Origin of the sequence: Streptomyces sp. NPDC008121 (assembly GCF_042957155.1) — a bacterium.
Taxonomy (GTDB): Bacteria; Actinomycetota; Actinomycetes; order Streptomycetales; family Streptomycetaceae; genus Streptomyces.
Genome location: NZ_JBIBHT010000003.1, coordinates 276,683 through 301,872, shown reverse-complemented (window position 1 = coordinate 301,872; position 25,190 = coordinate 276,683). Strand labels below are relative to the sequence as shown.

Here is a 25,190-nt window from a genome sequence, read left to right as displayed (position 1 = left end):
GCGGCCGCGCCCCTCACCCCCCGACCCGCAGCAGCACCACCGACCGCGCCCCCACCGTCACCCGCTCCCCGCCCCGGTGCACCGTCCCCGGCGCCCGGGTCTGGTCCTCCAGGGAGGTGTCCAGGACCAGTTCGTACGACTCCGCCCACGGCGGTCCCGGCAGCAGGTACTCCACCGGCCGGGAGCCCGCGTGCAGCACCGCGAGGAAGCTGTCGTCGGTGATCTGCCGGCCCCGGGCGTCCCGGCCCGGGATGTCGCGGCCGGAGAGGTACAGGCCGAGCGTGGCGGCGGGGGCGTACCAGTCCCCTTCCGTCATCTCCGTGCCGTCGGCCGTGAACCACGCCAGGTCCCGCAGGCCGTCCGCGCCCTGCGGCCGGCCGGAGAAGAACGCCCGGCGGCGCAGCACCGGATGGGTGTGGCGCAGGGCGAGGAGCCGGCGGGTCAGCTCCAGGAGGCCGCGCCGGCCCGGGTCCTCGGGGAGCGACCAGTCCAGCCAGCTCGTCTCGTCGTCCTGGCAGTAGGCGTTGTTGTTGCCGCCCTGGGTCCGCCCCATCTCGTCGCCCGCGACCAGCATCGGCACCCCGGTCGACAGCAGCAGCGTCGTCAGCAGGTTGCGCAGCTGCCGCAGCCGCAGCGCGTTCACCTCCGGGTCGTCGGTCTCCCCTTCCACGCCGCAGTTCCAGGCACGGTTGTCGTGGGTGCCGTCGCGGTTGCCCTCGCCGTTGGCGTCGTTGTGCTTGCGCTCGTACGTCACCAGGTCGCGCAGGGTGAAACCGTCGTGGGCGGTGACGAAGTTGACCGAGGCGTACGGCCGTCGGCCGCCCCAGGCGTACAGGTCGCTGGAGCCCGACAGGCGGTAGCCCAGGTCCCGCACGTCCGGCAGCGCGCCGCGCCAGAAGTCGCGGACGGCGTCGCGGTAGCGGTCGTTCCACTCCGTCCACAGCGGCGGGAACGCCCCCACCTGATAGCCGCCGTTGCCCACGTCCCACGGCTCGGCGATCAGCTTCACCCGCCGCAGCACCGGGTCCTGCGCGATGACCGCGAGGAAGGGGGAGAGCATGTCGACGTCGTGCATCGACCGGGCCAGTGCCGCCGCCAGGTCGAAGCGGAAGCCGTCGACGCCCATCTCCGTCACCCAGTAGCGCAGGCTGTCCGTGATCAGCCGCAGCACCTGCGGCTGCACCACGTGCAGGGTGTTGCCGCAGCCGGTGTAGTCGGCGTACCGGCGGGCGTCGGCCTGGAGCCGGTAGTAGCCGCGGTTGTCGATGCCTTTCAGCGACAGCGTCGGCCCCAGCTCGCCCGCCTCCGCCGTGTGGTTGTAGACCACGTCGAGGATGACCTCGATGCCGGCCTCGTGCAGCGCCCGCACCATCCGCTTGAACTCGCCGACCTGCTGTCCGGCCGTCCCGGACGAGGAGTAGCCCGCGTGCGGCGCGAAGTAGCCGACGGAGTTGTACCCCCAGTAGTTGCGCAGCCCGCGCCGGAGCAGATGGTCCTCGTGCGCGAACTGGTGCACCGGCAGCAGCTCGACCGCCGTCACCCCGAGCCGTACGAGATGCTCGACGGCCGCCGGGTGCGCAAGACCGGCGTAGGTGCCGCGCAGCTCTTCGGGGATGCCCGGGTGGAGCCGGGTGAAGCCCTTCACGTGCAGCTCGTAGATGACCGAGTCCGGCCACGGCGTCTTCGGCCTGCGGTCGTCGGACCAGTCGTCGTCGTCGAAGACGACCACGCCCTTGGGCACGAAGGGAGCCGAGTCCCGGTCGTCGCGCACGGTGTCGGCCACGTGCTGCTGCGGCCAGTCGCGCACATGGCCGTACACCTCCGCCGGCAGCGCGAAGTCGCCGTCGACGGCACGGGCGTACGGGTCCAGGAGCAGCTTCGCCGGGTTCCAGCGGGCCCCCGTCCAGGGGTCCCACCGGCCGTGCACGCGGTAGCCGTACCGCTGTCCCGCCCCCACCCCTGGCACGAAGCCGTGCCAGATCTCATGGGTCAGCTCGGTCAGCGGCAGCCGCCTCTCGGTGCCGTCCGCCTCGAAGAGACAGAGCTCGACCGCCTCCGCCCCGCCGGCCCACAGCGCGAAGTTCGTCCCCGCCACGCCGTCCGGGCCGACCCGGCAGCGCGCCCCCAACGGTGTCGGCGCGCCCGGCCACACGGCCGGTCCGCGCCGTTCCACGGCAGGGGAGGGCCGCACGCTCTGCGGCGACCCGTCCCGTACCGCCTCCTGCTCGGCTGCGCTCGACACCTGTCCGGCCTCCCGCGGCTCGTCGGGGCCCCGTGCCGCCAAGGCCCCGCGGCGTCCCGGCCGCGACTCCCCGCACGTGGTCCTCCCACCTGTTCTGCCCGGAGCGCCGCACTCCCAACATGACCCGCACGCACGTTTCCCCTGGAGGGTGGCCGTCGTTGGGCCGGTCGTGAATCACGTACTGAAGCGGGTGCGGGCCGCTCTCGCGGTCCGGGCGCCCGGCAGGACCCGGAAGACAGGCCGCCGGACCGGCGCGGCGCTCGCCCTGGTGGCGGTCGGAGTGGTGGCCGGGCTCGCGGGCTGCACGGAGGACGGCGGCGGTGGAGGGCTCGGCGTCTCGCTGCCCGGAAAGGCGCGTGCGCCGGGCGACGTCATCCGGATCAGCCCGGAGGACGGCAGCCGGGCCGTCCCGGCGCAGGGGCCGATCGAGGTGAGGGTGGACAGCGGCAGGCTCGAACGGGTGACGGTGGTGCGGGTCGAGGACGCCCAGCGCGCCGAGGTGCCCGGAGAGATCAGCGAGGACGGGCTGCGCTGGCGGCCCCGGGCGGACGCCCGGCTCGCGCTCGCCGCGAAGTACAGCGTGGACGCGGTGGCGCTCGACGGGCACGGCCGCCGCTCGGCCCGCCACACCACCTTCACCACGGTCGTCCCCGAGCGGCGCTTCATCGGCTACTTCAAACCGGAGAACCGTTCCACTGTCGGCACCGGCATGATCGTTTCCTTCGGCTTCAACCGGCCGATCGAGAACCGGGCGGCCGTCGAACGGGCCATCAGGATCACCTCCGACCCGCCGGTCGAGGTGGTCGGCCACTGGTTCGGCAAGGAGCGGCTCGACTTCCGGCCCGCGGAGTACTGGAAGCCGGGCACCCGCGTCACCGTCGACCTGGCCCTGCGCGATGTCGAGGGCGCCCCGGGGGTGTACGGCATCCAGCGCAAGAAGGTCGGGTTCACCGTCGGGCGCTCGCAGGTCTCCGTGGTCGACGCGGCCGCGCACACCATGGAGGTGCGCCGGGACGGCGAACTCCTCGCCACGCTGCCCGTCACGGCCGGGGCGCCGAAGACGACGACGTACAACGGCCGGATGGTGGTCACCGAACTGTTCGACGTGACGCGGATGGACGGCCGGACGGTCGGTTTCGGGGGCGAGTACGACATCAAGGACGTCCCGCACGCGATGCGGCTGACCGACTCCGGCACCTTCCTGCACGGCAACTACTGGGCGGACTCCGGCACGTTCGGCACCGCCAACGTCAGCCACGGCTGCGTGGGGCTGCGGGACGAGAAGGGCGGCAGCCCCGACTCCCCGGCGGGCTGGTTCTTCGACCGGACGCTCATCGGCGACGTGGTGGAAGTGGTCAACTCCCGTGACCGAAAGGTCGCTCCCGACAACGGCCTCGGGGGATGGAACATGGAGTGGAACCAGTGGAAGGCGGGTTCCGCCGTGCGGTGAGACCTCGCATCCCCTCGCTGACCTGCGTCGCCCGGCCGCAACTGGGACTGAACGGTGACATTCGCGTGGAGCTTTCGTGTCCCCCGGTGTGATTATCTAACGCCGTGCGTGCGGAGGATGCGCGCGGGGGTGCGGGCCGTGGCGGGGCCAGGCCGTGCGAGGGGAGACGAACCATTGTGAACGGGCAGCCGATATCGGGGGCATCGGTCGGGGCTACGCGGCGGGGGCCGCGGACCGGCAGGACACGGCTGCAGGCGCTTGCCGTGGGCGCTCTGCTTCTCGTCCTCACCGCGTGCGGGGGAGGGGACCCGGCCGGAGGCAAGGGCGGTGACCCGGCGCAGGACGGCGGCGGGAAGCAGGGGAACGCCGCGTCGACGGCGGTCGTGACCATCGCGCCGAAGGACGGCGCCGACGCGGTGGCGACCTCCGGCGCGCTGAAGGTGACGGCGGAGCAGGGCAAGCTGACCACGGTCACCGTCGCCGACTCCAAGGGCACCGAGGTCGAGGGCAAGCTGGCCGCGGACGGATCGAGCTGGCAGCCGGTCGCCCACCTGGCCGCCGGCACGCAGTACAAGGTCCACGCCATCGCCAAGGACGCCGAGGGCCGCGAGTCGGCGAAGGACACCACCTTCACCACCCTCGTCCCGAAGAACACCTTCATCGGCCACTACACGCCGGAGGACGGTTCGACCGTCGGCGTCGGCATGCCGGTCTCCGTCAACTTCACCCGGGGCATCACCAACCCCGAGGCCGTGGAGAAGGCTGTCAAGGTGACGGCCGAGCCGTCGGTCCCGATCGAGGGCCACTGGTTCGGCAACGACCGTCTCGACTTCCGCCCGGAGAACTACTGGGCGGCGGGCACCAAGGTGACCGTCGAGCTCAACCTGGACGGCGTCGAGGGCCGCCCGGGCGTCTACGGCAAGCAGAAGAAGAAGATCTCCTTCACCATCGGCCGCCGTCAGGTGTCCACGGTCGACGCGAGCGCCAAGACCATGAAGGTCGAGCGCGACGGCAAGATCATCCGCACCATCCCGATCACCGCCGGCGCCCCGTCGACCACGACGTACAACGGCCAGATGGTCATCAGCGAGAAGTACAAGGTCACCCGCATGAACGGAGCCACGGTCGGCTTCGGCGGCGAGTACGACATCAAGGACGTGCCGCACGCCATGCGGCTGTCCACCTCGGGCACCTTCGTCCACGGCAACTACTGGGCCTCGGCCGGGACGTTCGGTTCCGCCAACGTCAGCCACGGCTGCGTCGGTCTGCGCGACGCGCGCGGCGCCGGCGACGGCTCCACCCCGGCGGCCTGGTTCTACGACCGCTCGCTCATCGGCGACGTCGTGGTCGTGAAGAACTCCAAGGACAAGCAGATCGCCCCGGACAACGGCCTGAACGGCTGGAACATGTCCTGGTCGGAGTGGACCAAGTAGTCCCCGCCGACCTCTCGTCCGACGGACCCGGTGCTGTGACCAACGGCACCGGGTCCTTCGTCGTTAACGGCCACTAACCTTCCCCTCATGACTGTGAACCTCGAAGTCGCCGAAGGCGTCGGCACGATCCGCCTCGACCGCCCCCCGATGAACGCCCTCGACATCGCCACCCAGGACCGGCTGCGCGAGCTGGCCCGGGAGGCGACCGACCGCGACGACGTCCGGGCCGTGATCCTCTACGGCGGCGAGAAGGTGTTCGCGGCGGGCGCGGACATCAAGGAGATGCAGGTCATGGACCACGCGGCCATGGTGAAGCGGTCGCGCGCGCTCCAGGACTCCTTCACCGCCATCGCGCGGATCCCCAAGCCGGTCGTGGCCGCGGTCACCGGCTACGCCCTCGGCGGCGGCTGCGAGCTGGCGCTCTGCGCCGACTACCGCATCGCCGCCGACAACGCCAAGCTCGGCCAGCCCGAGATCCTGCTGGGGCTGATCCCCGGCGCGGGCGGCACCCAGCGCCTCTCCCGTCTCATCGGTCCCTCTCGGGCCAAGGACCTCATCTTCACCGGCCGGATGGTCAAGGCCGACGAGGCCCTGACGCTCGGTCTGGTCGACCGGGTCGTCCCGGCCGCCGAGGTGTACGAGCAGGCGCACGCCTGGGCCGCGAAGCTCGCCCAGGGCCCGGCCCTCGCGCTGCGGGCCGCCAAGGAGTCGGTCGACCAGGGCCTGGAGGCCGACATCGACACCGGCCTGGCGATCGAGCGCACCTGGTTCGCGGGGCTCTTCGCGACCGAGGACCGGGAGCGCGGGATGCGCAGCTTCGTCGAGGAGGGCCCGGGCAAGGCGAAGTTCGTCTGAGCCGGTGGGCGGGCGGGGGCCCGGACCGGGCCCCCGCCGTTCCGGGGACGTTTCCGGAACGGGCCCCGTCCGTTCCGGGCGCTTCCGGGGCGGGAGCCCCTTCCCGGCCCGCCCGTTGCGCTCTCGTTCCGGCATATGACGGGGGATGGCCCGGACGTGACGATTCCGCGGGGCCGATTCCGCCGGAACGCCCACGCGGGCCGCTCGGGGCCGCCATGATGGGGGCATGGCGGGCCTGGAAGGTACGGAAAAGCCACGGCAGCACGGCGGGGCGACCGCCGCACGGTGGGTACCCGCCGTCGAGGACGAAGAGGCCCTCGAGGCGCTGGAGAGATACGGGAACCCGGCCGACGGCGATGTCCGCCTCCCCTCCCGCGGCGAGTCCGCGGCCGTCGCCCGCCGGCTCACCCAGTACGTCGTCCTGCGGCAGTGGGCGCTGACCCCGCAGATCGCCGAACACGCCGTGCTCCTCGTCTCCGAACTCGTCGGCAACGCCGTCCGGCACACCGGGGCGCGCGTCTTCGCCCTGCGCATGCTGCGCCGGCGCGGCTGGATCCGGATCGAGGTGCGCGACCCCTCGCGCGGACTGCCCTGTCTGATGCCGGTCCACGAGATGGACGTCAGCGGCCGGGGGCTCTTCCTCGTCGACAAGCTCTCCGACCGCTGGGGCGTCGACCTCCAGCCGCGCGGCAAGACCACCTGGTTCGAGATGAGGGTGTCCGACCGCTGAGGCGCGCCCCCCCGCACGCACGAAAGCCCCCGTGCGCCGTGGTGGGGCGCCGAGGGGCTTCCGTGGGAGCGCCGTGGATCGGGGGGGTGTATCCACGGCGGCTGTGGACGACCTGGCCCGGGTCAATGGGGGTCGTGCGATCGACTATGGCAGACGGGACCGCTGTCGCCAAACGTCCTTACCGCTTCAGAGTGGGTCATATCGGGACAAGTGAGCGATGAATCTATGGTGACCTATGGCACCCGCCTTCCAAACCATGAATAGATATGGGATTCACCGCTTGTTTCATCGATCATGACCGAGTGCGGGAGGTGGCGGGGTGGCCTGCAAACGTCCTGAATTGGCTTAATCGTTACCTTTCGGGCATACCGCCCCTTCCAATGGTCGGGTGAACCCGACCGACCGCCGCACCGCACTGCGGGCGGGCGCGGCCGCCGCCGTCGCCGGAACCCTCACCACCGCCTGCGGCACGGAGCCCCCCGCCCCCGCCCGGCGCCCCCCGCCCGCCCCGGCGCCCGCCGCCGCCCCCGCGCCCCGCCGCTTCCCCGGCCGCCCCGCCGAGATCGAGAACGGCCCCCGCGACCGGCCCCGGGTCGCGCTCACCTTCCACGGCCAGGGCGACCCCGGCATCGCCCGCACCCTGCTCGACCAGGCCGAGAAGGCCGGCGCCCGCCTCACCGTCCTCGCGGTGGGCGACTGGCTCGACCGCCACCCCGACCTCGCCCGCCGCGTCCTCGACGGCGGCCACGACCTCGGCAACCACACCCAGCGCCACCTCGACATCAACGCGATGACCGAGCAGGAGGCCTACGCCGAGATCACCGCCTGCGCCACCCGGCTGCGGCGGCTCACCGGCTCCATCGGCAGCTGGTTCCGCCCCTCCCGCGCCCGGCACGCCGCCCCCACCGTCCAACGGGCGGCCCGCCGGGCCGGCTACCCGCACGTCCTGTCGTACGACGTCGACTCCCTCGACTTCACCTCGCCCGGCGCCGCCGCCGTCGTCGCCCACGTCACCGGGCCGATCCGCAACGGATCCGTGGTGAGCCTGCACTTCGGCTACGCGGACACGGTCGCCGCGCTGCCCCTCCTCCTCGCCGAACTCGACCGCCGCGGCCTGCGCGCGGTGACCACCACGGAGTTGCTGACCTGATGCTGCCTCTCACCAAGCGTTCGAAGAGCCTCCTCGCGGCCGCGCTGCTCGCCGCGCTCGCCGGCTGCGGCATCGCCGACAACGGGGCCGAGCCCCGGGGCGGCGCCACCAAGGACGCCGCCGCCCTCCCCGCCGTACCCAAGCGGGCCGTCCCGGCCGGGCTGCCCGGCATGCCGCCGGTCCTCGACCCCCGGGACGTGTACGCGGCCGACCGGCCGGGCAAGCTCTCGCCCGTCGTCAAGGGCTTCCCGTCCCGCGTCTACGTCCCCAACACCAACTCCAACACCGTCTCCGTCATCGACCCGGCGACCTACCGCGTCATCGAGACCATCCCGGTCGGCATCCAGCCGCAGCACGTCGTCCCCTCCTGGGACCTGAAGACCCTCTGGGTCAACAACAACCGCGGCCACACCCTCACCCCCATCGACCCCGCGAACGGGGTCGCGGGCAAGCCGGTCGAGGTCCACGACCCGTACAACCTCTACTTCACGCCCAACGGCCGGTACGCCGTCGTCATGGCCTCCCTCGACCGCGAACTGGTCTTCCGCGACCCGCACACCATGGAGCGGAAGAAGACCGTCCCCGTCTCCTGCTACGGCGTCAACCACGCGGACTTCTCCGCCGACGGCCGGTACTTCGTCGTCTCCTGCGAGTTCTCCGGCGAGCTGCTGAAGGTCGACACCGAGAAGATGGAGGTCATCGGCCAGCAGCGGCTGCCCTTCGAGGGCGCCATGCCGCAGGACGTGAAGATCTCCCCGGACGGCAAGACCTTCTACATCGCCGACATGATGGCCCACGGCGTATGGGTTCTGGACGGCCAGAAGTTCACCACCCCCACCCTGCTCCCGACCGGCAAGGGCGCCCACGGCCTCTACGTCTCCCGCGACTCCAGGGAGATGTACATCCCCAACCGCGGCGAGGGCTCCATCTCCGTCTTCGACTTCCGGCAGAACAAGCTGACGAAGAAGTGGCGGCTGCCGGACGGCGGCTCCCCGGACATGGGCGGAGTCTCCGCCGACGGCAAGGTGCTGTGGCTCTCCGGCCGCTACGACTCCGAGGTGTACGCGATCGACACCACCACCGGGCGCCAGCTCGCCCGCATCCCCGTCGGCAGCGGCCCGCACGGCCTCGCGGTCTACCCCCAGCCCGGCCGGTACTCCCTCGGCCACACGGGCGTCTTCCGCTGACGGCCCCCGGGGGCCGTCAGCGGCACACGGTGGCCCGCCCTCCCACGGCGGCCCGCCCGGGCCCTCCCGGCGGCCCCCGGACACGGACCCCCATCGGCCGCCCGGCCGCGGCCCGCTAATCTGACCTCCGTCATCGAAGCACCAAGAAGGGGCGGAAGCAGTGGCGGACATCGAGTCGGCACGCAAGGCATTCGAGCGGTTCGACGTGGACGGGGACGGCCTCATCACCGCCGCGGAGTACAAGAGCGTCATGGCCCAGCTGGGTGACTTCCACGTCACCGAGACCGTCGCCGAGGCGCTGATCAACCAGCGCGACGGCAACGGCGACGGCAAGCTCTCCTGGGACGAGTTCTGGGCGCACCTGGACAAGGGCGCCGCGCAGGCCTGAGTCCCGGCCGGGACGGGCGGCCGCGCGGGTGCGCGGATCGCCGCCCGTCCGGCCCGCGCGCGGGTACGCGAGTTGCCGCCCGTCCGGCCCGCGGTGACGATCGACCGGTGACGCTTCCCGGTCCCCTCGGCACCCCGACACGTCTGACGGCGGCGGTCCTGGCCGCCGTAGCCGTGCTCACCGTCGCCCTGCTCGGCGCCGGCATAGCCCAGGCGGGCACCGGAGAACTCCGGATCCCCGCCGCCGGCACCACCACGCTGCTGCGGATGTTCGTCCTGGTCGGCCTCGCCGTCCATCTGGGGGAACTCGCCGGCACCCGGCTGGCCCGGGAGGGCCCGCGGCCGCGCCGCTGGTCCGCGCCCGCCTCGCTGCTCGGCGCCGCCGCCTCCGCCACCCTGCTCCTGCTCCTCGCCGCCGTCAGCGGCCTCGGCCTCACCACCGTGTACGGCATGCGCGAAGGCCGGCTGCTCCTCGTCACGGCCAACGCCTTCGCCCTCGCGGCCCTCTGCGCCACGGGCCGCCGCCCCACCCTGGCACTGCTCCCGCTCGCCGTCGTCATCGGCGCCGAGGCGCTGCGCGCCCACCCGGAGACGTACAGCCCGGCGGTCGGCATCACCCTCACCGTCGTCCATCTGACGGCCGGCTCGCTCTGGCTCGGGTCCCTCCTGCACGTCCTGCGGACCATGCGGCTGCGGCGCGACGGCCGCGCGGTCCTCGTGCGGTACGCCCGGATGGCCGCCTGCCTCTTCGCCGCCCTCGCCGTCACCGGCACCCTGTCGACCCTGCGCCGCCTGCCCCCGGACCTCGTCCTGGCCACGGCGTACGGCAGGGTGGTACTGGCCAAGCTCGCGCTGATCGGCGTGGTCAGCCTGCTCGCCCTCACCGCCCGCCACCGCATGCTGCGCGGCGGCGACGCCGAGGCGCCCGCCCGGATCGAGCTGGGAGCCCTGGTGGCGGTCGTCCTGGTCTCGGCCGTCCTGACGGTGGTCCCCGACCCGCACTGGTCGGCGCCCTAGGGGGCACCTTGCCGATCTTGCTGTGCTCGGATCTGGCGCCGGCCGCCGTCACGACGTAACGTGCCGCTCTGTCGTATCGGGGTGGGACGAGGAGTCGAAGTGACCAGTACGCGCAGGTTGTTCCTGGGGGCGTTCACGGCGGGGGCCGTGACGGTGGCCGCGGGGCCGGGCACGGCGTCGGCGGCCGTGCCCCAGGGTGCGGCGGAGGAGGACGTGGTCTATCCCGGCGCCGTGCGCGCCCGGAACTTCACCACCACCGGCGGCGCCACCTCGTCGTTCCTCGCGGTGTCCACGGCGGCGACGACGAAGCTCCACGCGGTGACCGCCTACCAGTCGGGGTCGGCCGGCAACGGCGTGGCGCTGAACGTCGTCTCCGACAACCCGGACGACTCGGCGATGTACCTCTCCGGCACCGAGCGGAAGCACGGCACGCTCAAGGTCACCCACCGCGGGCACGCGGACGCCTCCGACGGGGGCGCGGCCGCGGTCTCCCTCTACCTGGAGACGGACGGCGTCACCGACGGGTCGGGCGGCACGGCCGCCCAGGGCATCTACGTCACCCACACCACCGGTCCCACCAAGGGCAACCTGATCACGCTGCGCAACAACGGTGTGGACGACTTCGTCGTGAAGGGCTCGGGAGCGGTGGGCGTCGGCCTCGCCATCGGCGCCACCCCGCGCGGCCGCGTGGAGATCGCCCAGCGCGACTCCACGATCGGGCTGCTGATGCAGGCCAACGCGGACTCCGCGAGCCGCCTGGCCGAATTCCGCGACCGGGCCGGCGTCGCCCGGCTGCGGGTCCTCAACAGCGGCGCGCTCGCGGCTCACAACGCCATGTTCGGCGTGACCAGCGGCGAGTCGTACGGCGGCGGCGACGGCGTGATCGGCATCCGGAACGCCACCAAGGCGCCCACATCGGACCCGGCCAACGGCGGCGTTCTCTTCGCCGAAGGGGGCGCCCTGAAGTGGCGCGGCCCCTCCGGCACCGAGACCGTCATCGCCCCGTCCTGACCCCCGCCCCGCTCCGAGCCCCGAGGCCCCCATGGAACTGACCCCCGAACAGCTCGTGTCCGAATTCCAGGACGCGGTGGTGGAGCTGTACTTCGCCCGCAAGCGCATCGCCCTGCTGGAAGCCGAGAACGCGGCGCTGCGGGGGCGGCTCGCCCCCGCCGAGGGGGCTCCCGCGGCGGAGGGCTGACCGGCCCCCCGGCCCGGCCTCGTCTCAGCACTCGATGATGTTCACCGCGAGGCCGCCGCGGGCCGTCTCCTTGTACTTGACCGACATGTCGGCGCCGGTCTCCTTCATCGTCTTGATGACCTTGTCCAGGGAGACCAGGTGGCTGCCGTCGCCGCGCATCGACATCTTCGCCGCCGTGACCGCCTTGACCGCCGCCATGCCGTTGCGCTCGATGCACGGGATCTGGACCAGACCGCCCACCGGGTCGCAGGTCAGGCCCAGGTTGTGCTCCATGCCGATCTCGGCCGCGTTCTCCACCTGCTCCGGGGAGCCGCCCAGGACCTCGGCGAGGGCGCCGGCCGCCATCGAGCAGGCCGAGCCGACCTCGCCCTGGCAGCCGACCTCGGCGCCGGAGATCGAGGCGTTCTCCTTGAAGAGCATGCCGATCGCGCCGGCCGCCAGCAGGAAGCGGACCACGCCCTCGTCGTCGGCGCCGGGCACGAAGTTCATGTAGTAGTGCAGGACCGCCGGGATGATGCCGGCCGCGCCGTTCGTCGGGGCGGTGACCACCCGGCCGCCCGCCGCGTTCTCCTCGTTCACGGCCATCGCGTAGAGGGTGATCCACTCCATCGCGAGCGCCGCCGGGTCGCCCTCGGAGCGCAGCTTGCGGGCCGTGTTGGCGGCGCGGCGGCGGACCTTCAGGCCGCCGGGGAGGATGCCCTCGCGGGACAGGCCGCGGGCCACGCAGGCCTGCATGACGCGCCAGATCTCCAGGAGACCCTCGCGGATCTCCTCCTCCGTGCGCCAGGCCTTCTCGTTCTCCAGCATGAGCGCCGAGATCGACAGGCCGGTCTCCTTCGCCAGGCGGAGCAGCTCGTCGCCGGTGCGGAAGGGGTACTTCAGGACCGTGTCGTCCGGGACGATCGGGTTCTCGCCCTGCACGGCGTCCTCGTCCACGACGAAACCGCCGCCGACCGAGTAGTACGTCTTCTCCAGGACCAGCGCGCCCTCGGCGTCGTACGCGAAGATCGTCATGCCGTTGGCGTGGTACGGGAGCGCCTTGCGGCGGTGCAGGACCAGGTCCTCGTCGAAGTCGAAGGGGATCTCGTGCACCCCGAGGAGGTTGATCCTTCCGTTCGACTTGATCCGCTCGACCTGGTCGTCGGCCGTCTCGACGTCGACCGTGCGCGGAGAGTCGCCCTCCAGGCCCAGCAGCACCGCCTTCGGCGTGCCGTGGCCGTGCCCGGTCGCGCCCAGGGAGCCGTACAGCTCCGCCCGTATCGAGGCGGTGGGGGCCAGCAGGCCCTCGTTCTTCAGCCGGCGGGCGAACATGCGCGCCGCGCGCATCGGACCCACCGTGTGGGAGCTGGACGGGCCGATGCCGACCGAGAACAGGTCGAAGACCGAGATGGCCACGGGGTGACTCCTTGTGGGGGTGGTAGACGCCGTTGTCTGCCGGGGTGGAGCAGAAAAGCGCGGAAACAGGCCTGGAACACGGGGTAGGGCACCGCGCTCACTGTCCAGTGTGCGCGGTGCCCCGGAACTGCGTACGAACGAAACCGGAACTAAAGCGTACGAAACTACTTCAGACCCGGGTACAGCGGGTGCTTCTCGGCCAGCGCGGAGACCCGGGCCTTGAGCGCCTGGGCCTTGTCCCCGTCGAAGCCGGGCTTCAGGGTCTCCGCGATGATGTCGGCGACCTCGGCGAAGTCCTCGGTGCCGAAACCGCGGGTCGCGAGCGCCGGCGTGCCGATCCGCAGACCGGAGGTGACCATCGGCGGACGCGGGTCGTTCGGGATCGCATTCCGGTTGACCGTGATGCCGACCTCGTGGAGGCGGTCCTCGGCCTGCCGGCCGTCCAGCTCGGAGTTGCGCAGGTCCACCAGGACCAGGTGCACGTCCGTGCCGCCGGACAGGACCGAGACGCCGTGCGTGGTGACGTCGTCCTGGACCAGACGCTCGGCGAGGATGCGGGCACCCTCCACCGTACGCCGCTGGCGCTCCTTGAACTCCTCCGAGGCCGCGATCTTGAAGGAGACCGCCTTGGCCGCGATCACGTGCTCCAGCGGACCGCCCTGGAAGCCGGGGAAGACCGAGGAGTTCAGCTTCTTCGCGAAGTCCTTCTTCGCCAGGATGATGCCGCCGCGCGGCCCGCCCAGCGTCTTGTGCGTGGTGGAGGTCACCACGTCCGCGAACGGCACCGGGTTGGGGTGCAGCCCGGCGGCGACCAGACCGGCGAAGTGGGCCATGTCGACCCACAGGTACGCCTCGACCTCGTCGGCGATCCGGCGGAACTCCGCGAAGTCCAGCTGACGCGGGTAGGCGGACCAGCCCGCGATGATCACCTTGGGGCGGTGCTCCTTCGCCAGGCGCTCGACCTCGGCCATGTCGACCAGGCCGGCGTCGTCCACGTGGTACGCGACCACGTTGAACTGCTTGCCCGAGAAGTTCAGCCGCATGCCGTGCGTGAGGTGACCGCCGTGGGCCAGGTCCAGACCCAGGATCGTGTCGCCGGGCTGGGCGATCGCGAACAGCGCGGCCTGGTTCGCGGAGGCGCCGGAGTGCGGCTGCACGTTGGCGTACTCGGCGCCGAAGAGGTCCTTGACCCGGTCGATGGCGATCTGCTCCGCCACGTCGACGTGCTCACAGCCGCCGTAGTAGCGGCGGCCCGGGTAGCCCTCGGCGTACTTGTTGGTGAGGACGGAGCCCTGGGCCTCCATGACCGCGACCGGAGCGAAGTTCTCCGAGGCGATCATCTCGAGGGTGGACTGCTGGCGGTCGAGCTCGGCGTCGACGGCGGCGGCGACGTCCGGGTCCAGCTCGTGGAGGGGAGTGTTCAGAAGCGACATGGATCGATCCCTAAGGGGTCTCAGTTCCCGGCGGAGAACGCGGCGTACTCGTCGGCGGAGAGCAGATCGTCCGGCTCGCCCGTGACACGTACCTTGAAGAGCCAGCCACCCTCGAACGGAGCGGTGTTCACCAGGGAGGGGTCGTTCACGACGTCCTCGTTGGCCGCCACGACCTCACCGGTCACGGGGGAGTACAGGTCGCTCACGGACTTCGTCGACTCCAGCTCGCCACAGGTCTCGCCCGCGGTGACGGTGTCGCCGACCGCGGGGAGCTGGGCGTAGACGACGTCCCCGAGCGCGTTGGCCGCGTACTCGGTGATGCCGACCGTCGAGACGCCGTCCTCGGCGTCCGACAGCCACTCGTGCTCCTTGGTGTAGCGCAGCTGCTGGGGGTTGCTCATGACCTGATTCTCCTGGATCGGGGGAGTGCTGATGAACGTGGGTCTTGCGAAATGAGACGAGAGATGAGACGGGAGGCGGCGGGGCGCCGGCCGGCGGAGGGAACGCGCGGCCGGATCCCCCGGCCGCGCCGACGTCACTTCCGGCGCTTGTAGAACGGCAGCGCCACGACCTCGTACGGCTCGTGGGTGCCGCGGATGTCCACACCTACACCCTGCGTGCCCGGCTCGGCGTGTGCCGCGTCCACGTACGCCATGGCGATCGGCTTTCCGAGGGTGGGGGAGGGGGCGCCCGAGGTGACCTCGCCGACGACCCGGCCGTCCACCACGACCGCGAAGCCGGCCCGCGGCACGCGGCGGCCCTCGGCGACCAGGCCGACCAGCTTGCGGGGCGGGCTGGCCGCGGCCCGCTCGGCGGCCGCCTCCAGGGCCTTGCGGCCCACGAAGTCGCCGTCGTTGGTCGTCTTCTCGAACTTCACGACCCGGCCCAGACCGGCGTCGAAGGGGGTCAGACCCGTGGTCAGCTCGTGACCGTACAGCGGCATGCCCGCCTCCAGGCGGAGCGTGTCGCGGCAGGAGAGCCCGCAGGGGATGAGGCCGACCGGGGCGCCCGCCTCGGTCAGCGCCCGCCAGACGCCCTCGGCGTGCTCGGGCTTCAGGAACAGCTCGAAGCCGTCCTCACCGGTGTAGCCGGTACGGGCGATCAGCGCGGGGACCCCCGCGACCGTGCCGGGCAGCCCGGCGTAGTACTTCAGACCGTCCAGATCGGCGTCGGTCAGCGACGCCAGGATGCCGGGGGACTCCGGGCCCTGGACGGCGATCAGCGCGTACGCGTCGCGGTCGTCGCGCACCTCGGCGTCGAAGCCCGCCGCCCGCGCGGTGAGCGCGTCCAGCACGATCTGGGCGTTGGAGGCGTTGGCGACGACCATGTACTCGCTCTCGCCGAGCCGGTACACGATCAGGTCGTCGAGGATGCCGCCGTCCTCCTGGCAGATCATCGTGTAGCGGGCGCGGCCCGGGCCCACGGTCGAGATGTTGCCGACCAGGGCGAAGTCCAGCAGCTCCACGGCCTGCGGACCGGTGACCGTGATCTCTCCCATGTGCGAGAGGTCGAAGAGGCCCGCCTTGGCGCGGACGGCGTTGTGCTCGTCGCGCTCGCTGCCGTAGCGCAGCGGCATGTCCCAGCCCGCGAAGTCGGTCATGGTCGCGCCCAGGGAGCGATGCAGGGCATCGAGGGCGGTCAGGCGGGGGGCGGCAGTGCTCATGGGTGTGGCTCCCGGGTCCCAGGGCGAAAAAGATCATGACGACGAGGACGATCCTCCCCATCTGTCATGGAACCTGAGAGGTTCACCGAGAGCATCCTCGGCTTGCACCTTGGGTGGGGCGCGACGAGCGCGCCCGCTTTTCAGATCTGCCTCATCCGCGCGGTACGGGGCCTGAGAGATTCAAGGGAGGGTCTTGCTCCTTCGGCGCCCGGACCGCCGCAGCGCTGCTGCGGCCCGTCCAGGACTCTCCCGCGCGGATTCGAGCGGCCGGTATGTGGTTGTGTGCGCTTGGCGCGCACATCATTGCACGCGGGTCCTCGTCGGCAAATCGCTTGTGCCTCATTACTGTCTCTTTACACTTCTTGGGGAAGGGTCTTCACGACCCGACAGGGGGAGAAGCGATGACGTTCCAGAGAACCGGCGCCTACGCGACCAGTACGGCTGTACCGGCCCCGCGCGCCCGGGCCAGGACCCGTCGGCGCGGAGCCTCCGCGCGCCTGCTGCGGGACCTGCGCGACCGGGACGGACACGGGCCCCGGGTCCTCGCCTTCGCCCCGGGGGACCTCGTCGTCGTCTCCGGACTGCCGGGCAGCGGCAAGTCGACGCTGATGCGCCGCGCCGCCGGCGGCCGCGGCATCGACTCGCAGGACGCCCGGGAGCGCTGGGAGGCCCGGATGCCCGGCTTCCTCCCGTACGCCGTCTACCGCCCCCTGGTCCGGATCGCGCACTACGCCGGGCTGCGCCGGGAGCTGCGCGCCGGCCGGAGCGTGATCGTCCACGACTGCGGCACCCAGTCCTGGGTGCGCGAATGGCTCGCCCGCGAGGCCCGCCGCCGCGGCAGCGCCCTCCATCTGATCCTGCTCGACGTCACCCCGGCCGCCGCCCGCGAGGGCCAGCGGGACCGGGGCCGCGGCGTCTCCGGATACGCCTTCGCCCGGCACCGCCGCTCGGTCGGCCGGCTGCTGCGATCCGTCGAGGCGGGCCGGCTGCCCAGGGGCTGCGCCTCGGCCACCCTGCTCGACCGGGACGCCGCCGCCGCCCTGCGCGAGATCTGCTTCCGCGAGGCCGGCTGACCACCCCCTGACCTGCCCGTCCCCGGCGGGCACGATCCGCGCACCGCCCGGCCGGGAGCCTCGGACGGCGCCCGGGACCGACGCGCTCCGTATGCTTTTGGCCACGGCGGCGTCAGGGCGGCATTAGGGTTCTGCCCCGAGGGCGCGTGAGCCGGACGCGCGAGAAGGGGACCGAGGACCGTGGACGTTACGTGGCCGGGCAATGAGCTCGAAGAGGTGCTGGCCGCCTCGCTCGGCAACCCCGCCGCCGGGGGCCGCCTCGTCGAGGTGCTCGGACGCAGCCCGGTCTGGGTCCCGCTGCCCAACGGCGGCAGCCCCGAGAGCACCGACCTCGACCTCCCCACCATGGAGATCGACGGCGTCCCCTACGTCCCCGTCTTCAGCTCCGAGCAGCAGTTCCTCGCCTGCGTCGGCGGCCACATGTCCTTCACCGTCGCGCCCGCCCGCGAGTTCGCCCGCGGTCTCCCCCCGCAGCTCGGGATCGCCGTGAACCCCGGCGGCACCGTCGGGGCCCCGCTGCCCCCGCCCGCCGTCGCCGAGCTGTGCCGGACCGGCCGCACCCCGCTGGACGGCCCCGCCACCGGCGGCCGGGTCCGGCTCTTCGAGCCCGACTGGCAGGACGACCCCGTCGACTTCCTCTCCGCCGCGGCCGCCGAGTTCGAGGCCACCGGCATCGTGCTGAGCGCCCGCCGCGCCCTGGCCAGCGTCGAGGGCACCGAACCGGCCCTGTTCGTCGGCGTGCAGCTCGCCGCCTGGGACGGCGTCGACCGCAACGCCCCGCTGGACGCCCTCGGCCGCGCGCTCGGCCGCGTCGAGGTGGCCTGGCCGGTCAATCTCATCCTCCTGGACGTTGCGCAGGACCCCGTGGCCGACTGGATGCTGGAACGGGTGCGCCCCTTCTACCAGCGCACCGCCGGCTGAGCCGGGCATCACGGCATGACACGTCAGGAAGCTGGACCGATGGACGGACGAGGGGCGGAACACAGGTGAGCGCGTCAGGCACGGCCGCGGCCGGACAGGTCGAGCACATGCTGCGCCAGGTGGCACCCGGACGCTACGACGCGTACGAGCGGCTGCTGCACGCCCTCGCCGACGGCGACGTGTGGATGCTCCTCTGGCACGGCCAGGCCGGGTCGCCCGACGCCCAGTACGGCAACATGGAGGTCGAGGGCCTCGGCTACGCCCCCTGCGTCACCTCCGCCCAGGAGCTGGCCGCCTCCGGCTGGAACCGCGCCCACGAGGTGGTCACCGGACGCGAGATCGCCCGCGCCCTCTACCCCGACCGCTGGGGCATCTGGCTCAACCCGCACGACTCCGGCGGCGGCGTCGGCATCCCCTGGGCCGACCTGCGCAGGATCGCCACCGGACTCGACCGGATGCCCGCCGGTCCGCTCCGGCTGACCGAACCCGCCCTGGAGCTGCCCCGGTTCTACGCCCAGCTGACGCAGAACGCGCACCGCACCCCCGCCGTGCGGGCGCTCCGGCGCGCCTGGGTGCAGCCGGCGCTCGGCTCCCCGTACCTCGCCATCGGCCTCGACCTCTACGACACCTCCCCGGCCTCGGTCGACGCGGTGCGGGCGATGATGCGGCAGTCGGTCTCCGCCGTCCCCGACGGGCTGCCCGTCTCGACGGTCGCCATGTCCGACGAGTACGACCCGGTGGCGATGTGGCTGCGCGCCAACGCGCGTCCCTTCTACGACCGCGACGCCCACGCCTCCCCGGCGCCGCCCGCCCCGGGGTACGGCTACCCGCCCCGCCACTCCTGACCGGCGAACTCGTCTCAATGGCAGGGGCGTTCGTTCGGGCAGCGCACTTGTCCCGGATCCGTCCGGTTTGGCGAGTGTCCGGGTCTCGACTAGGTATCACCGCTATCCGGACTGTTCTCCAGCTGGTTCCCCGTCGGTAGTGTTCGGCCGGTCAAGACCTCTCACGGCGGAACCTGGGGTGGGCCCATGCGAATACACACGTCCCGTACGGTCCGGGCGATCACGGTGGCGGCAGCCGTCACCCTGATCGCCACGGGGTGCTCCAGTGAGCGCGGCAAGGACGGGGACAAGGCCGGCGCGAAGGACACCTTCGTCTTCGCCGGTGCCGGTGACCCCGGTTCCCTCGACCCCGCCCTCGCCAGCGACGGTGAGACGTTCCGCGTGACCCGTCAGGCCTTCGAGGCGCTGCTGGAGCACGAGTCCGGCGGCAGCAAGCTCGTCGGCGGCCTCGCCGAGACCTGGGAGAGCAACCCGGCCGGCACGGTGTGGACGTTCAACCTCCGCAAGAACGTGAAGTTCCATGACGGCGAGGCGTTCAACGCCGCGGCGGTCTGCGCCAACTACGACCACTGGTTCAACTGGAAGGGCACCTACCAGTCCAGCGCGGTCTCCTACTACTGGCAGACCATCATGGGCGGCTTCGCGAAGAACGAGGACAAGGAAGCCCCCAAGGCGAACTACAAGTCCTGCACGGCCAAGGACGACAACACCGCCGTCATCGAGGTCAACGAGCCCTCGGCGAACCTGCCCGGCGGCTTCTCCCTCCAGGCGCTGGCGATCCACTCGCCGAAGGCCCTCCAGGAGTACGCCAAGCAGGACGCGACCGCCAAGGGCGACGCGATCACGTACCCCAAGTACAGCCAGGAGGCCGGCACGGTCGCCGGCACCGGCCCGTACAAGATCGTGAAGTGGAACAAGGGGAACAAGGAAGTCTCCCTGGAGCGCTTCGACGACTACTGGGGTGAGAAGGCCAAGGTGAAGAACCTGGTCTTCCGCACGATCGACACCGAGGCCGGCCGCCGTCAGGCGCTGCAGGCCGGTGACATCGACGGCTACGACCTGGTCGCGCCCGCGGACGTGAAGACGCTGGAGGGCGAGGGCTACAAGGTCCCGACCCGTGACGTCTTCAACATCTTCTACGTCGGCATGACGCAGTCGAAGAACCCGGCGCTGAAGAAGCCCGAGGTCCGGCAGGCCATCTCGCACGCCATCGACCGCGAGGGCATCGTCAAGACGCAGCTGCCCGAGGGTGGCAAGGCCGCGAGCCAGTTCATGCCCGACACGGTCGCCGGCTTCTCGGACAAGGTGAAGACCTACCCGTTCGACACCGCCAAGGCCAAGGAGCTCCTCAAGAAGGCCGGTGAGGAGAAGCTGAAGATCGAGTTCTGCTACCCGACCGAGGTCACCCGCCCGTACATGCCGGCCCCGCAGGACATGTTCGAGCGCATGAAGGCCGACCTGGAGAAGGCCGGCATCACGGTCACCCCGAAGGCCATGAAGTGGGCCCCGGACTATCTGGACGCCACCGAGGCGGGCTCCTGCGCCCTGCACATGCTCGGCTGGACCGGTGACTTCAACGACGGCTACAACTTCATCGGCACCTGGTTCGCCGGGCCGGACAAGCAGTGGGGCTTCAACGAGAAGAAGGTCTTCGACGCGGTGAACGCCGCCTCCAAGGTCACCGACCCCGCGGGCCGCGTCGAGGCCTACAAGAAGGCCAACGAGGCGATCATGGAGTACGTCCCGGGCGTCCCGATCTCGGCTTCCCCGCCGGCCATCGCCTTCGCCAAGAACGTCAACCCGCCGAAGGTCTCCCCGCTGACGCAGGAGAACTTCGCCGAGGTCTCCTTCAAGTAATCGCACTCCAGCGGGTCCGCCCGGCCACGGAACCTCGGTGGCCGGGCGGACCCGCATCGACGCACGTAAGAAAGGGGCACGCGGGGTGCTGCGACTCGTCGTACGAAGACTGCTACAGCTCATACCCACCCTGCTCGGCCTGTCGGTTCTGCTCTTCCTCTGGCTGAACCGGCTGCCCGGCGGACCCGCCTCGGCGATCCTGGGCGAGCGGGCGACCGAAGCCGAAGTGGCGCGCATCAACCGGGCCCTCGGCCTGGACCAGCCCGTCTGGGTGCAGTACGCCCGCTTCCTCAAGCGCATCGCCGAGCTCGACCTGGGCACCTCCACCCAGACCGGCCAGCCGGTGTGGGACGAGTTCGCGACCCGCTTCCCCGCCACGGTGGAACTGAGCATCGTCGCCATCCTCATCGCCATCGTCGTCGGCATCCCGATGGGCTACCTGGCGGCCAAGCACCGCGGCGGCTGGCTCGACGTCGCCTCCGTCTCGGGGTCGCTGATCGGCATCTGCATCCCGGTGTTCTTCCTCGCCCTGATCCTCAAGGGCATCTTCGCCGTGCAGCTGCACTGGTTCCCGAGCTACGGACGGCTCACCACCGGCATCGACGCCACCGACGTCACCGGATTCGCCGTCCTCGACGGCCTGCTGACCGGTGAGCTGGACGCCAGCTGGGACGCCATCCACCACCTGATCCTGCCCGCCATCGCGCTCTCGTCCATCCCGCTCGCCGTCATCGTGCGGATGACCCGGGCCAGCGTGCTCGAAGTGCTCGGCGAGGACTACATCCGTACCGCGGAGTCCAAGGGTCTGGACAAGCGGACGGTGCGCGGCCGTCACGTGCTGCGGAACGCGCTGCTGCCGGTGGTCACCGCCGTCGGCCTGCTGACCGGCAGCCTGCTGTCGGGCGCGGTGCTGACCGAGTCGGTCTTCTCCTTCAACGGCATCGGCAACTTCATCCGCACCTCCATCGACGCCCGCGACTACCCGGTGCTCGTCGGGTTCATCCTCTTCATCGCGATGGTGTACGTCCTCATCAACCTGCTGGTCGACCTCGCGTACAGCATCATCGACCCGAGAGTGCGGGTGCACTGACGTGACGACCTTGACGAAGAAGGCCGACAAGATCGATCGGCTCGCCGAGCTGATGCAGACGTCCGAGGCCACCAGCGGCGCCAGCCTGTGGCGCGAGGCCATGCGCCGGCTCCGCGCCAGCAAGATGGCGATCATCGGCGCGGTGATCATCGGTCTGTTCGTGATCCTCGCGATCGTCGGGCCGTGGATCGCGCCGTTCAGCCCGTCCGCCCAGACGTGGCGCGGCGAGGTCTTCGCCAACCGGGGCGAGTTCGTCGGCGCGCGGGACGGGAACTGGTTCGGCCTCGACCACCTGGGCCGCGACATGTTCTCCCGCATCCTGGTCGGCGCCCGGCAGACCCTGATGGTCGGCGTGGTGTCGATGCTCATCGGCCTGCTCGTCGGCGCGGTCGTCGGGGTGCTCTCCGGCGCGGCCGCGACCCTCGGCGGCAAGACGGGGCAGCGCATCGACACGGTGGTCATGCGCTTCACCGACATCATGCTGTCGCTGCCGTCGCTGCTGCTCGCCGTCTCCATCGCGGCGGTCATGGGCCAGTCCCTCACCACCGTGATGATCGCCGTGGGTGTCGTGCAGATCCCGATCTTCGCGCGGCTGCTGCGCGGCTCGATGCTCGTCCAGGGCAGCTCCGACTACGTCCTCGCGGCCAAGGCGCTCGGCATCCGCAAGAAGCGGATCGTCCTCACCCAGATCCTGCCGAACTCGCTGAGCCCCGTGATCGTCCAGGCGACGCTCAGCCTCGCCACCGCGATCATCGAGGCCGCGGCCCTGTCCTACCTGGGCCTCGGCAACCCGGACCCGGCGATCCCCGAGTGGGGCGTCATGCTCGCCCAGGCCGAGCGGTTCTTCGACAACGAGCCCATGATGGCGGCCTACCCCGCCATCGGGATCATCATCACCGCCCTTGGCTTCACCCTGCTCGGCGAGGCCATGCGCGAAGCCCTCGACCCGAAGCTGCGAGGCTGAAGTCCCATGGCACTGCTCACTGTTGACGAACTCAGCGTCACCTTCACCGCCAAGGGCCGCAAGGACTCGACGGCCGTCGACGGCGTCTCCTTCGCCGTCGACCAGGGTCAGGTCGTCGGTCTGGTGGGCGAGTCGGGCTGCGGCAAGTCCGTGACCTCGCTCGCCCTCATGGGCCTGCTCCCGGCCAAGGGCGTGAGGGTCGGCGGCCGCGCGGAATTCGACGGCCAGGACCTGCTCACCATGTCCCCGCGCAAGCGCCGGGACATGCGCGGCAGCCAGCTCGCGATGATCTTCCAGGACCCGCTGTCCTCCCTGAACCCGGTCGTCCCGATCGGCGTCCAGGTCACCGAGATCCTCCAGCGCCACCGCGGGCTCAAGGGCGAGGCCTCCCGCAAGGAGGCCGCCCACCTGCTCGAACGGGTCGGCATCCCCGACCCGGCGCGCCGGCTCAAGGAGTACCCGCACCAGCTCTCCGGCGGCATGCGCCAGCGCGCGCTGATCGCCATGGCCGTGGCCTGCGCGCCACGGATGCTGATCGCCGACGAGCCGACCACCGCGCTCGACGTCACCATCCAGGCGCAGATCCTCGAACTCCTCAAGGAGCTCGTCGACCAGGAGGGCACCGCCCTGCTGATGATCACCCACGACCTGGGTGTGGTCGCCGGTCTCTGCGACGAGGTGAACGTCCTGTACGCCGGGCGGGCGGTGGAGTCCGCGGGCCGCCGCGAGCTGTTCGCGCACCCCACCCACCCGTACGCCCACGGGCTGCTCGGCTCCATCCCGCGCCTGGACGCACCGCGCGGCGAGCCGCTCAACCCGATCCGGGGCTCCATCAACGACAAGATCGCCTGGGCGGACGGCTGTGCCTTCGCGCCCCGCTGTGACCACTACACGATGGAGTGCCTGACCGGCACCCCCGAACTGACCGAGCCGCGCACCGCGGGCCACCAGGTGCGCTGCGTCAACCCGGTCCTCCCCACGTCGGACAAGTCGGAGGTCCCGGCATGAGCCTGCTCGAACTCGAGGGAGTGAAGGTCCACTTCCCGGTCAAGAAGGGCGTGGTCTTCAACCGCACGGTCGGCCACGTCTACGCCGTCGACGGCATCTCGCTGAGCGTGGAGGCCGGCCAGACCTACGGTCTGGTGGGCGAGTCGGGCTGCGGCAAGACCACCCTGGGCCGGGCGGTGCTGCGGCTCGTCGACATCACCGACGGCGAGGTCGTCTTCGACGGTACGGACCTGGCCAAGCTCCCGGATGAGGAGATGCGCCGGTTCCGCCGCCGCCTCCAGATGGTGTTCCAGGACCCGCTGGGCAGCCTCAACCCGCGCCAGAACATCGAGTCCATCCTCAGCGAGGGCATGGCCGCGCACGGGATCGGCGCCGACCAGGAGGAGCGCCGGGAGAAGATCAAGGCGATCCTCGCCCGGGTCGGCCTCCCGACGAACGCGCTGTCGCGCTACCCGCACGAGTTCTCCGGCGGCCAGCGCCAGCGCATCGGCATCGCCCGCGCCCTGGTCCTCGAACCGGACGTGATCATCTGCGACGAGCCGGTCTCCGCGCTCGACGTGTCGATCCAGGCACAGGTGATCAACCTCCTGGAGGAGCTCCAGGAGCAGTTGGGGCTCACGTACCTCGTCATCGCCCACGACCTGGCGGTCGTCCGCCACATCTCGGACGTCATCGGCGTCATGTACCTCGGCTCGCTGGTCGAGGAGGCGCCGAGCGACGCGCTGTACGAGGGCCCCAAGCACCCGTACACCAAGGCCCTGATGTCGGCGGTCCCGGTCCCGGACCCGGAGGTCGAGGACCGGCGCGAGCGGATCCTGCTCCACGGCGACCTTCCCTCGCCGGCCGACCCGCCGACGGGGTGCCGCTTCCACACGCGCTGCCCGTGGAAGCAGGAGACGCTCTGCGCGACGGACCGGCCGGCCCTCACCGACCTGGGCGACGGGCACAAGGTGGCCTGCCACTTCGCCGCCGAGATCGCGGCGGGCACGGTGGAGCGGACCCGGGCGACGGGGATCGAGGCGGTGACGGTGGCGCTGGCGGAGACGTCGGACGCGGCGGACGCGGCGACGGCCGAGGGCGAGACCTCGCTCCCGAGGCAGAAGACGCCGGAGCCGGAGAAGGCGCCCGGAGCCGACACGGCGCCGGCGACCGAGAAGGCGGCGGGAACCGAGAAGGCGTCGGGTTCCGACGGGACGGCGAAGGGCGGCCAGGCGCCGGAGAAGGCGAGCGCGGCCGACGGGGCCTGAGCGGCGCGCCGCGCGTGGACGGCTCACGGCCGGTGCCCCCCACCA

23 protein-coding genes and 1 riboswitch are annotated in these 25,190 nt (G+C 71.5%); of the genes, 18 read left to right on the top strand and 5 right to left on the bottom strand.

The window, feature by feature from the left end; translation table 11 throughout:
* Nucleotides 1-13: 13 nt before the first annotated feature.
* The gene (gene glgX, locus ACFZBD_RS11470) at nucleotides 14-2,242 is read right to left on the bottom strand and encodes a glycogen debranching protein GlgX (RefSeq protein WP_391139073.1); all 2,229 of its coding nucleotides are present in this window, start codon (nucleotides 2,240-2,242) and stop codon (nucleotides 14-16) included.
* A gap of 169 nt (nucleotides 2,243-2,411) precedes the next feature.
* Here glgX and ACFZBD_RS11465 point away from each other — a divergent pair, with 169 nt between their 5' ends.
* The 10 genes from ACFZBD_RS11465 to ACFZBD_RS11420 all read left to right on the top strand — a co-directional run bounded on the left by ACFZBD_RS11465 (nucleotide 2,412) and on the right by ACFZBD_RS11420 (nucleotide 11,649).
* Nucleotides 2,412-3,692, top strand: coding sequence for an Ig-like domain-containing protein (locus ACFZBD_RS11465; RefSeq protein WP_391139071.1), 1,281 nt, complete (start codon nucleotides 2,412-2,414; stop codon nucleotides 3,690-3,692).
* Between the two features lie 176 nt (nucleotides 3,693-3,868).
* Complete coding sequence (locus tag ACFZBD_RS11460) at nucleotides 3,869-5,125, top strand: Ig-like domain-containing protein (RefSeq protein WP_391139069.1); 1,257 nt, start codon at nucleotides 3,869-3,871, stop codon at nucleotides 5,123-5,125.
* Nucleotides 5,126-5,212: 87 nt separating this feature from the next.
* Nucleotides 5,213-5,980: an enoyl-CoA hydratase-related protein gene (locus ACFZBD_RS11455; protein WP_391139067.1), complete on the top strand. Its 768-nt coding sequence runs from the start codon at nucleotides 5,213-5,215 to the stop codon at nucleotides 5,978-5,980.
* A gap of 226 nt (nucleotides 5,981-6,206) precedes the next feature.
* Complete coding sequence (locus ACFZBD_RS11450) at nucleotides 6,207-6,710, top strand: ATP-binding protein (RefSeq protein ID WP_391139065.1); 504 nt, start codon at nucleotides 6,207-6,209, stop codon at nucleotides 6,708-6,710.
* Nucleotides 6,711-7,098: 388 nt separating this feature from the next.
* Nucleotides 7,099-7,860, top strand: coding sequence for a polysaccharide deacetylase family protein (locus ACFZBD_RS11445; RefSeq protein WP_391139063.1), 762 nt, complete (start codon nucleotides 7,099-7,101; stop codon nucleotides 7,858-7,860).
* Nucleotides 7,860-9,047, top strand: a complete 1,188-nt coding sequence (locus tag ACFZBD_RS11440) for a PQQ-binding-like beta-propeller repeat protein (protein WP_391139061.1) — start codon at nucleotides 7,860-7,862, stop codon at nucleotides 9,045-9,047. The genes ACFZBD_RS11445 and ACFZBD_RS11440 overlap by 1 nt, the downstream gene beginning before the upstream one ends.
* 160 nt (nucleotides 9,048-9,207) lie before the next feature.
* Nucleotides 9,208-9,435 carry an EF-hand domain-containing protein gene (locus ACFZBD_RS11435; protein WP_391139059.1) on the top strand — a complete coding sequence of 76 codons (228 nt, stop codon included), beginning with the start codon at nucleotides 9,208-9,210 and terminating at the stop codon, nucleotides 9,433-9,435.
* A gap of 107 nt (nucleotides 9,436-9,542) precedes the next feature.
* Nucleotides 9,543-10,451 carry a CopD family protein gene (locus ACFZBD_RS11430; protein ID WP_391139057.1) on the top strand — a complete coding sequence of 303 codons (909 nt, stop codon included), beginning with the start codon at nucleotides 9,543-9,545 and terminating at the stop codon, nucleotides 10,449-10,451.
* A gap of 99 nt (nucleotides 10,452-10,550) precedes the next feature.
* Nucleotides 10,551-11,462: a hyaluronoglucosaminidase gene (locus tag ACFZBD_RS11425; protein ID WP_391139055.1), complete on the top strand. Its 912-nt coding sequence runs from the start codon at nucleotides 10,551-10,553 to the stop codon at nucleotides 11,460-11,462.
* A gap of 31 nt (nucleotides 11,463-11,493) precedes the next feature.
* The gene (locus ACFZBD_RS11420) at nucleotides 11,494-11,649 is read left to right on the top strand and encodes a hypothetical protein (protein WP_391139053.1); all 156 of its coding nucleotides are present in this window, start codon (nucleotides 11,494-11,496) and stop codon (nucleotides 11,647-11,649) included.
* Nucleotides 11,650-11,673: 24 nt separating this feature from the next.
* Here ACFZBD_RS11420 and ACFZBD_RS11415 read toward each other — a convergent pair whose 3' ends face one another.
* The 4 genes from ACFZBD_RS11415 to gcvT all read right to left on the bottom strand — a co-directional run bounded on the left by ACFZBD_RS11415 (nucleotide 11,674) and on the right by gcvT (nucleotide 16,140).
* A complete protein-coding gene (locus ACFZBD_RS11415) occupies nucleotides 11,674-13,044 on the bottom strand; it encodes an L-serine ammonia-lyase (protein WP_391139050.1) in 1,371 nt (456 codons plus the stop codon).
* Between the two features lie 164 nt (nucleotides 13,045-13,208).
* Nucleotides 13,209-14,477, bottom strand: a complete 1,269-nt coding sequence (gene glyA, locus ACFZBD_RS11410) for a serine hydroxymethyltransferase (protein WP_391139048.1) — start codon at nucleotides 14,475-14,477, stop codon at nucleotides 13,209-13,211.
* A gap of 20 nt (nucleotides 14,478-14,497) precedes the next feature.
* Complete coding sequence (gene gcvH / locus ACFZBD_RS11405; RefSeq protein ID WP_391139046.1) at nucleotides 14,498-14,878, bottom strand: glycine cleavage system protein GcvH; 381 nt, start codon at nucleotides 14,876-14,878, stop codon at nucleotides 14,498-14,500.
* A gap of 134 nt (nucleotides 14,879-15,012) precedes the next feature.
* Complete coding sequence (gene gcvT / locus ACFZBD_RS11400; protein WP_391139044.1) at nucleotides 15,013-16,140, bottom strand: glycine cleavage system aminomethyltransferase GcvT; 1,128 nt, start codon at nucleotides 16,138-16,140, stop codon at nucleotides 15,013-15,015.
* A gap of 150 nt (nucleotides 16,141-16,290) precedes the next feature.
* Nucleotides 16,291-16,402: riboswitch (glycine riboswitch) on the bottom strand.
* Nucleotides 16,403-16,541: 139 nt separating this feature from the next.
* On the opposite strand from gcvT, the gene ACFZBD_RS11395 reads away from it, so the two are divergent.
* From ACFZBD_RS11395 to ACFZBD_RS11360, 8 genes are all read left to right on the top strand, one after another.
* On the top strand, nucleotides 16,542-17,213 hold the full coding sequence (locus ACFZBD_RS11395; protein ID WP_391139042.1) for an AAA family ATPase: 672 nt from the start codon (nucleotides 16,542-16,544) through the stop codon (nucleotides 17,211-17,213).
* Between the two features lie 180 nt (nucleotides 17,214-17,393).
* Nucleotides 17,394-18,134: an enhanced serine sensitivity protein SseB C-terminal domain-containing protein gene (locus tag ACFZBD_RS11390; protein ID WP_391139040.1), complete on the top strand. Its 741-nt coding sequence runs from the start codon at nucleotides 17,394-17,396 to the stop codon at nucleotides 18,132-18,134.
* A 65-nt stretch (nucleotides 18,135-18,199) separates the two neighbouring features.
* Nucleotides 18,200-18,979, top strand: coding sequence for an enhanced serine sensitivity protein SseB C-terminal domain-containing protein (locus ACFZBD_RS11385; RefSeq protein ID WP_391139038.1), 780 nt, complete (start codon nucleotides 18,200-18,202; stop codon nucleotides 18,977-18,979).
* A 186-nt stretch (nucleotides 18,980-19,165) separates the two neighbouring features.
* Nucleotides 19,166-20,836: an ABC transporter substrate-binding protein gene (locus ACFZBD_RS11380; protein ID WP_391139036.1), complete on the top strand. Its 1,671-nt coding sequence runs from the start codon at nucleotides 19,166-19,168 to the stop codon at nucleotides 20,834-20,836.
* Between the two features lie 85 nt (nucleotides 20,837-20,921).
* Nucleotides 20,922-21,926, top strand: coding sequence for an ABC transporter permease subunit (locus tag ACFZBD_RS11375; RefSeq protein WP_391139034.1), 1,005 nt, complete (start codon nucleotides 20,922-20,924; stop codon nucleotides 21,924-21,926).
* A 1-nt stretch (nucleotide 21,927) separates the two neighbouring features.
* The gene (locus tag ACFZBD_RS11370) at nucleotides 21,928-22,890 is read left to right on the top strand and encodes an ABC transporter permease subunit (protein ID WP_391139032.1); all 963 of its coding nucleotides are present in this window, start codon (nucleotides 21,928-21,930) and stop codon (nucleotides 22,888-22,890) included.
* A 6-nt stretch (nucleotides 22,891-22,896) separates the two neighbouring features.
* Entirely contained in the window at nucleotides 22,897-23,898 is a 1,002-nt protein-coding gene (locus ACFZBD_RS11365) for an oligopeptide/dipeptide ABC transporter ATP-binding protein (protein ID WP_391139030.1), read from the top strand.
* Nucleotides 23,895-25,145: an oligopeptide/dipeptide ABC transporter ATP-binding protein gene (locus ACFZBD_RS11360; protein ID WP_391139027.1), complete on the top strand. Its 1,251-nt coding sequence runs from the start codon at nucleotides 23,895-23,897 to the stop codon at nucleotides 25,143-25,145. Before ACFZBD_RS11365 ends, ACFZBD_RS11360 begins: the two co-directional genes overlap by 4 nt.
* Nucleotides 25,146-25,190 lie beyond the last annotated feature (45 nt).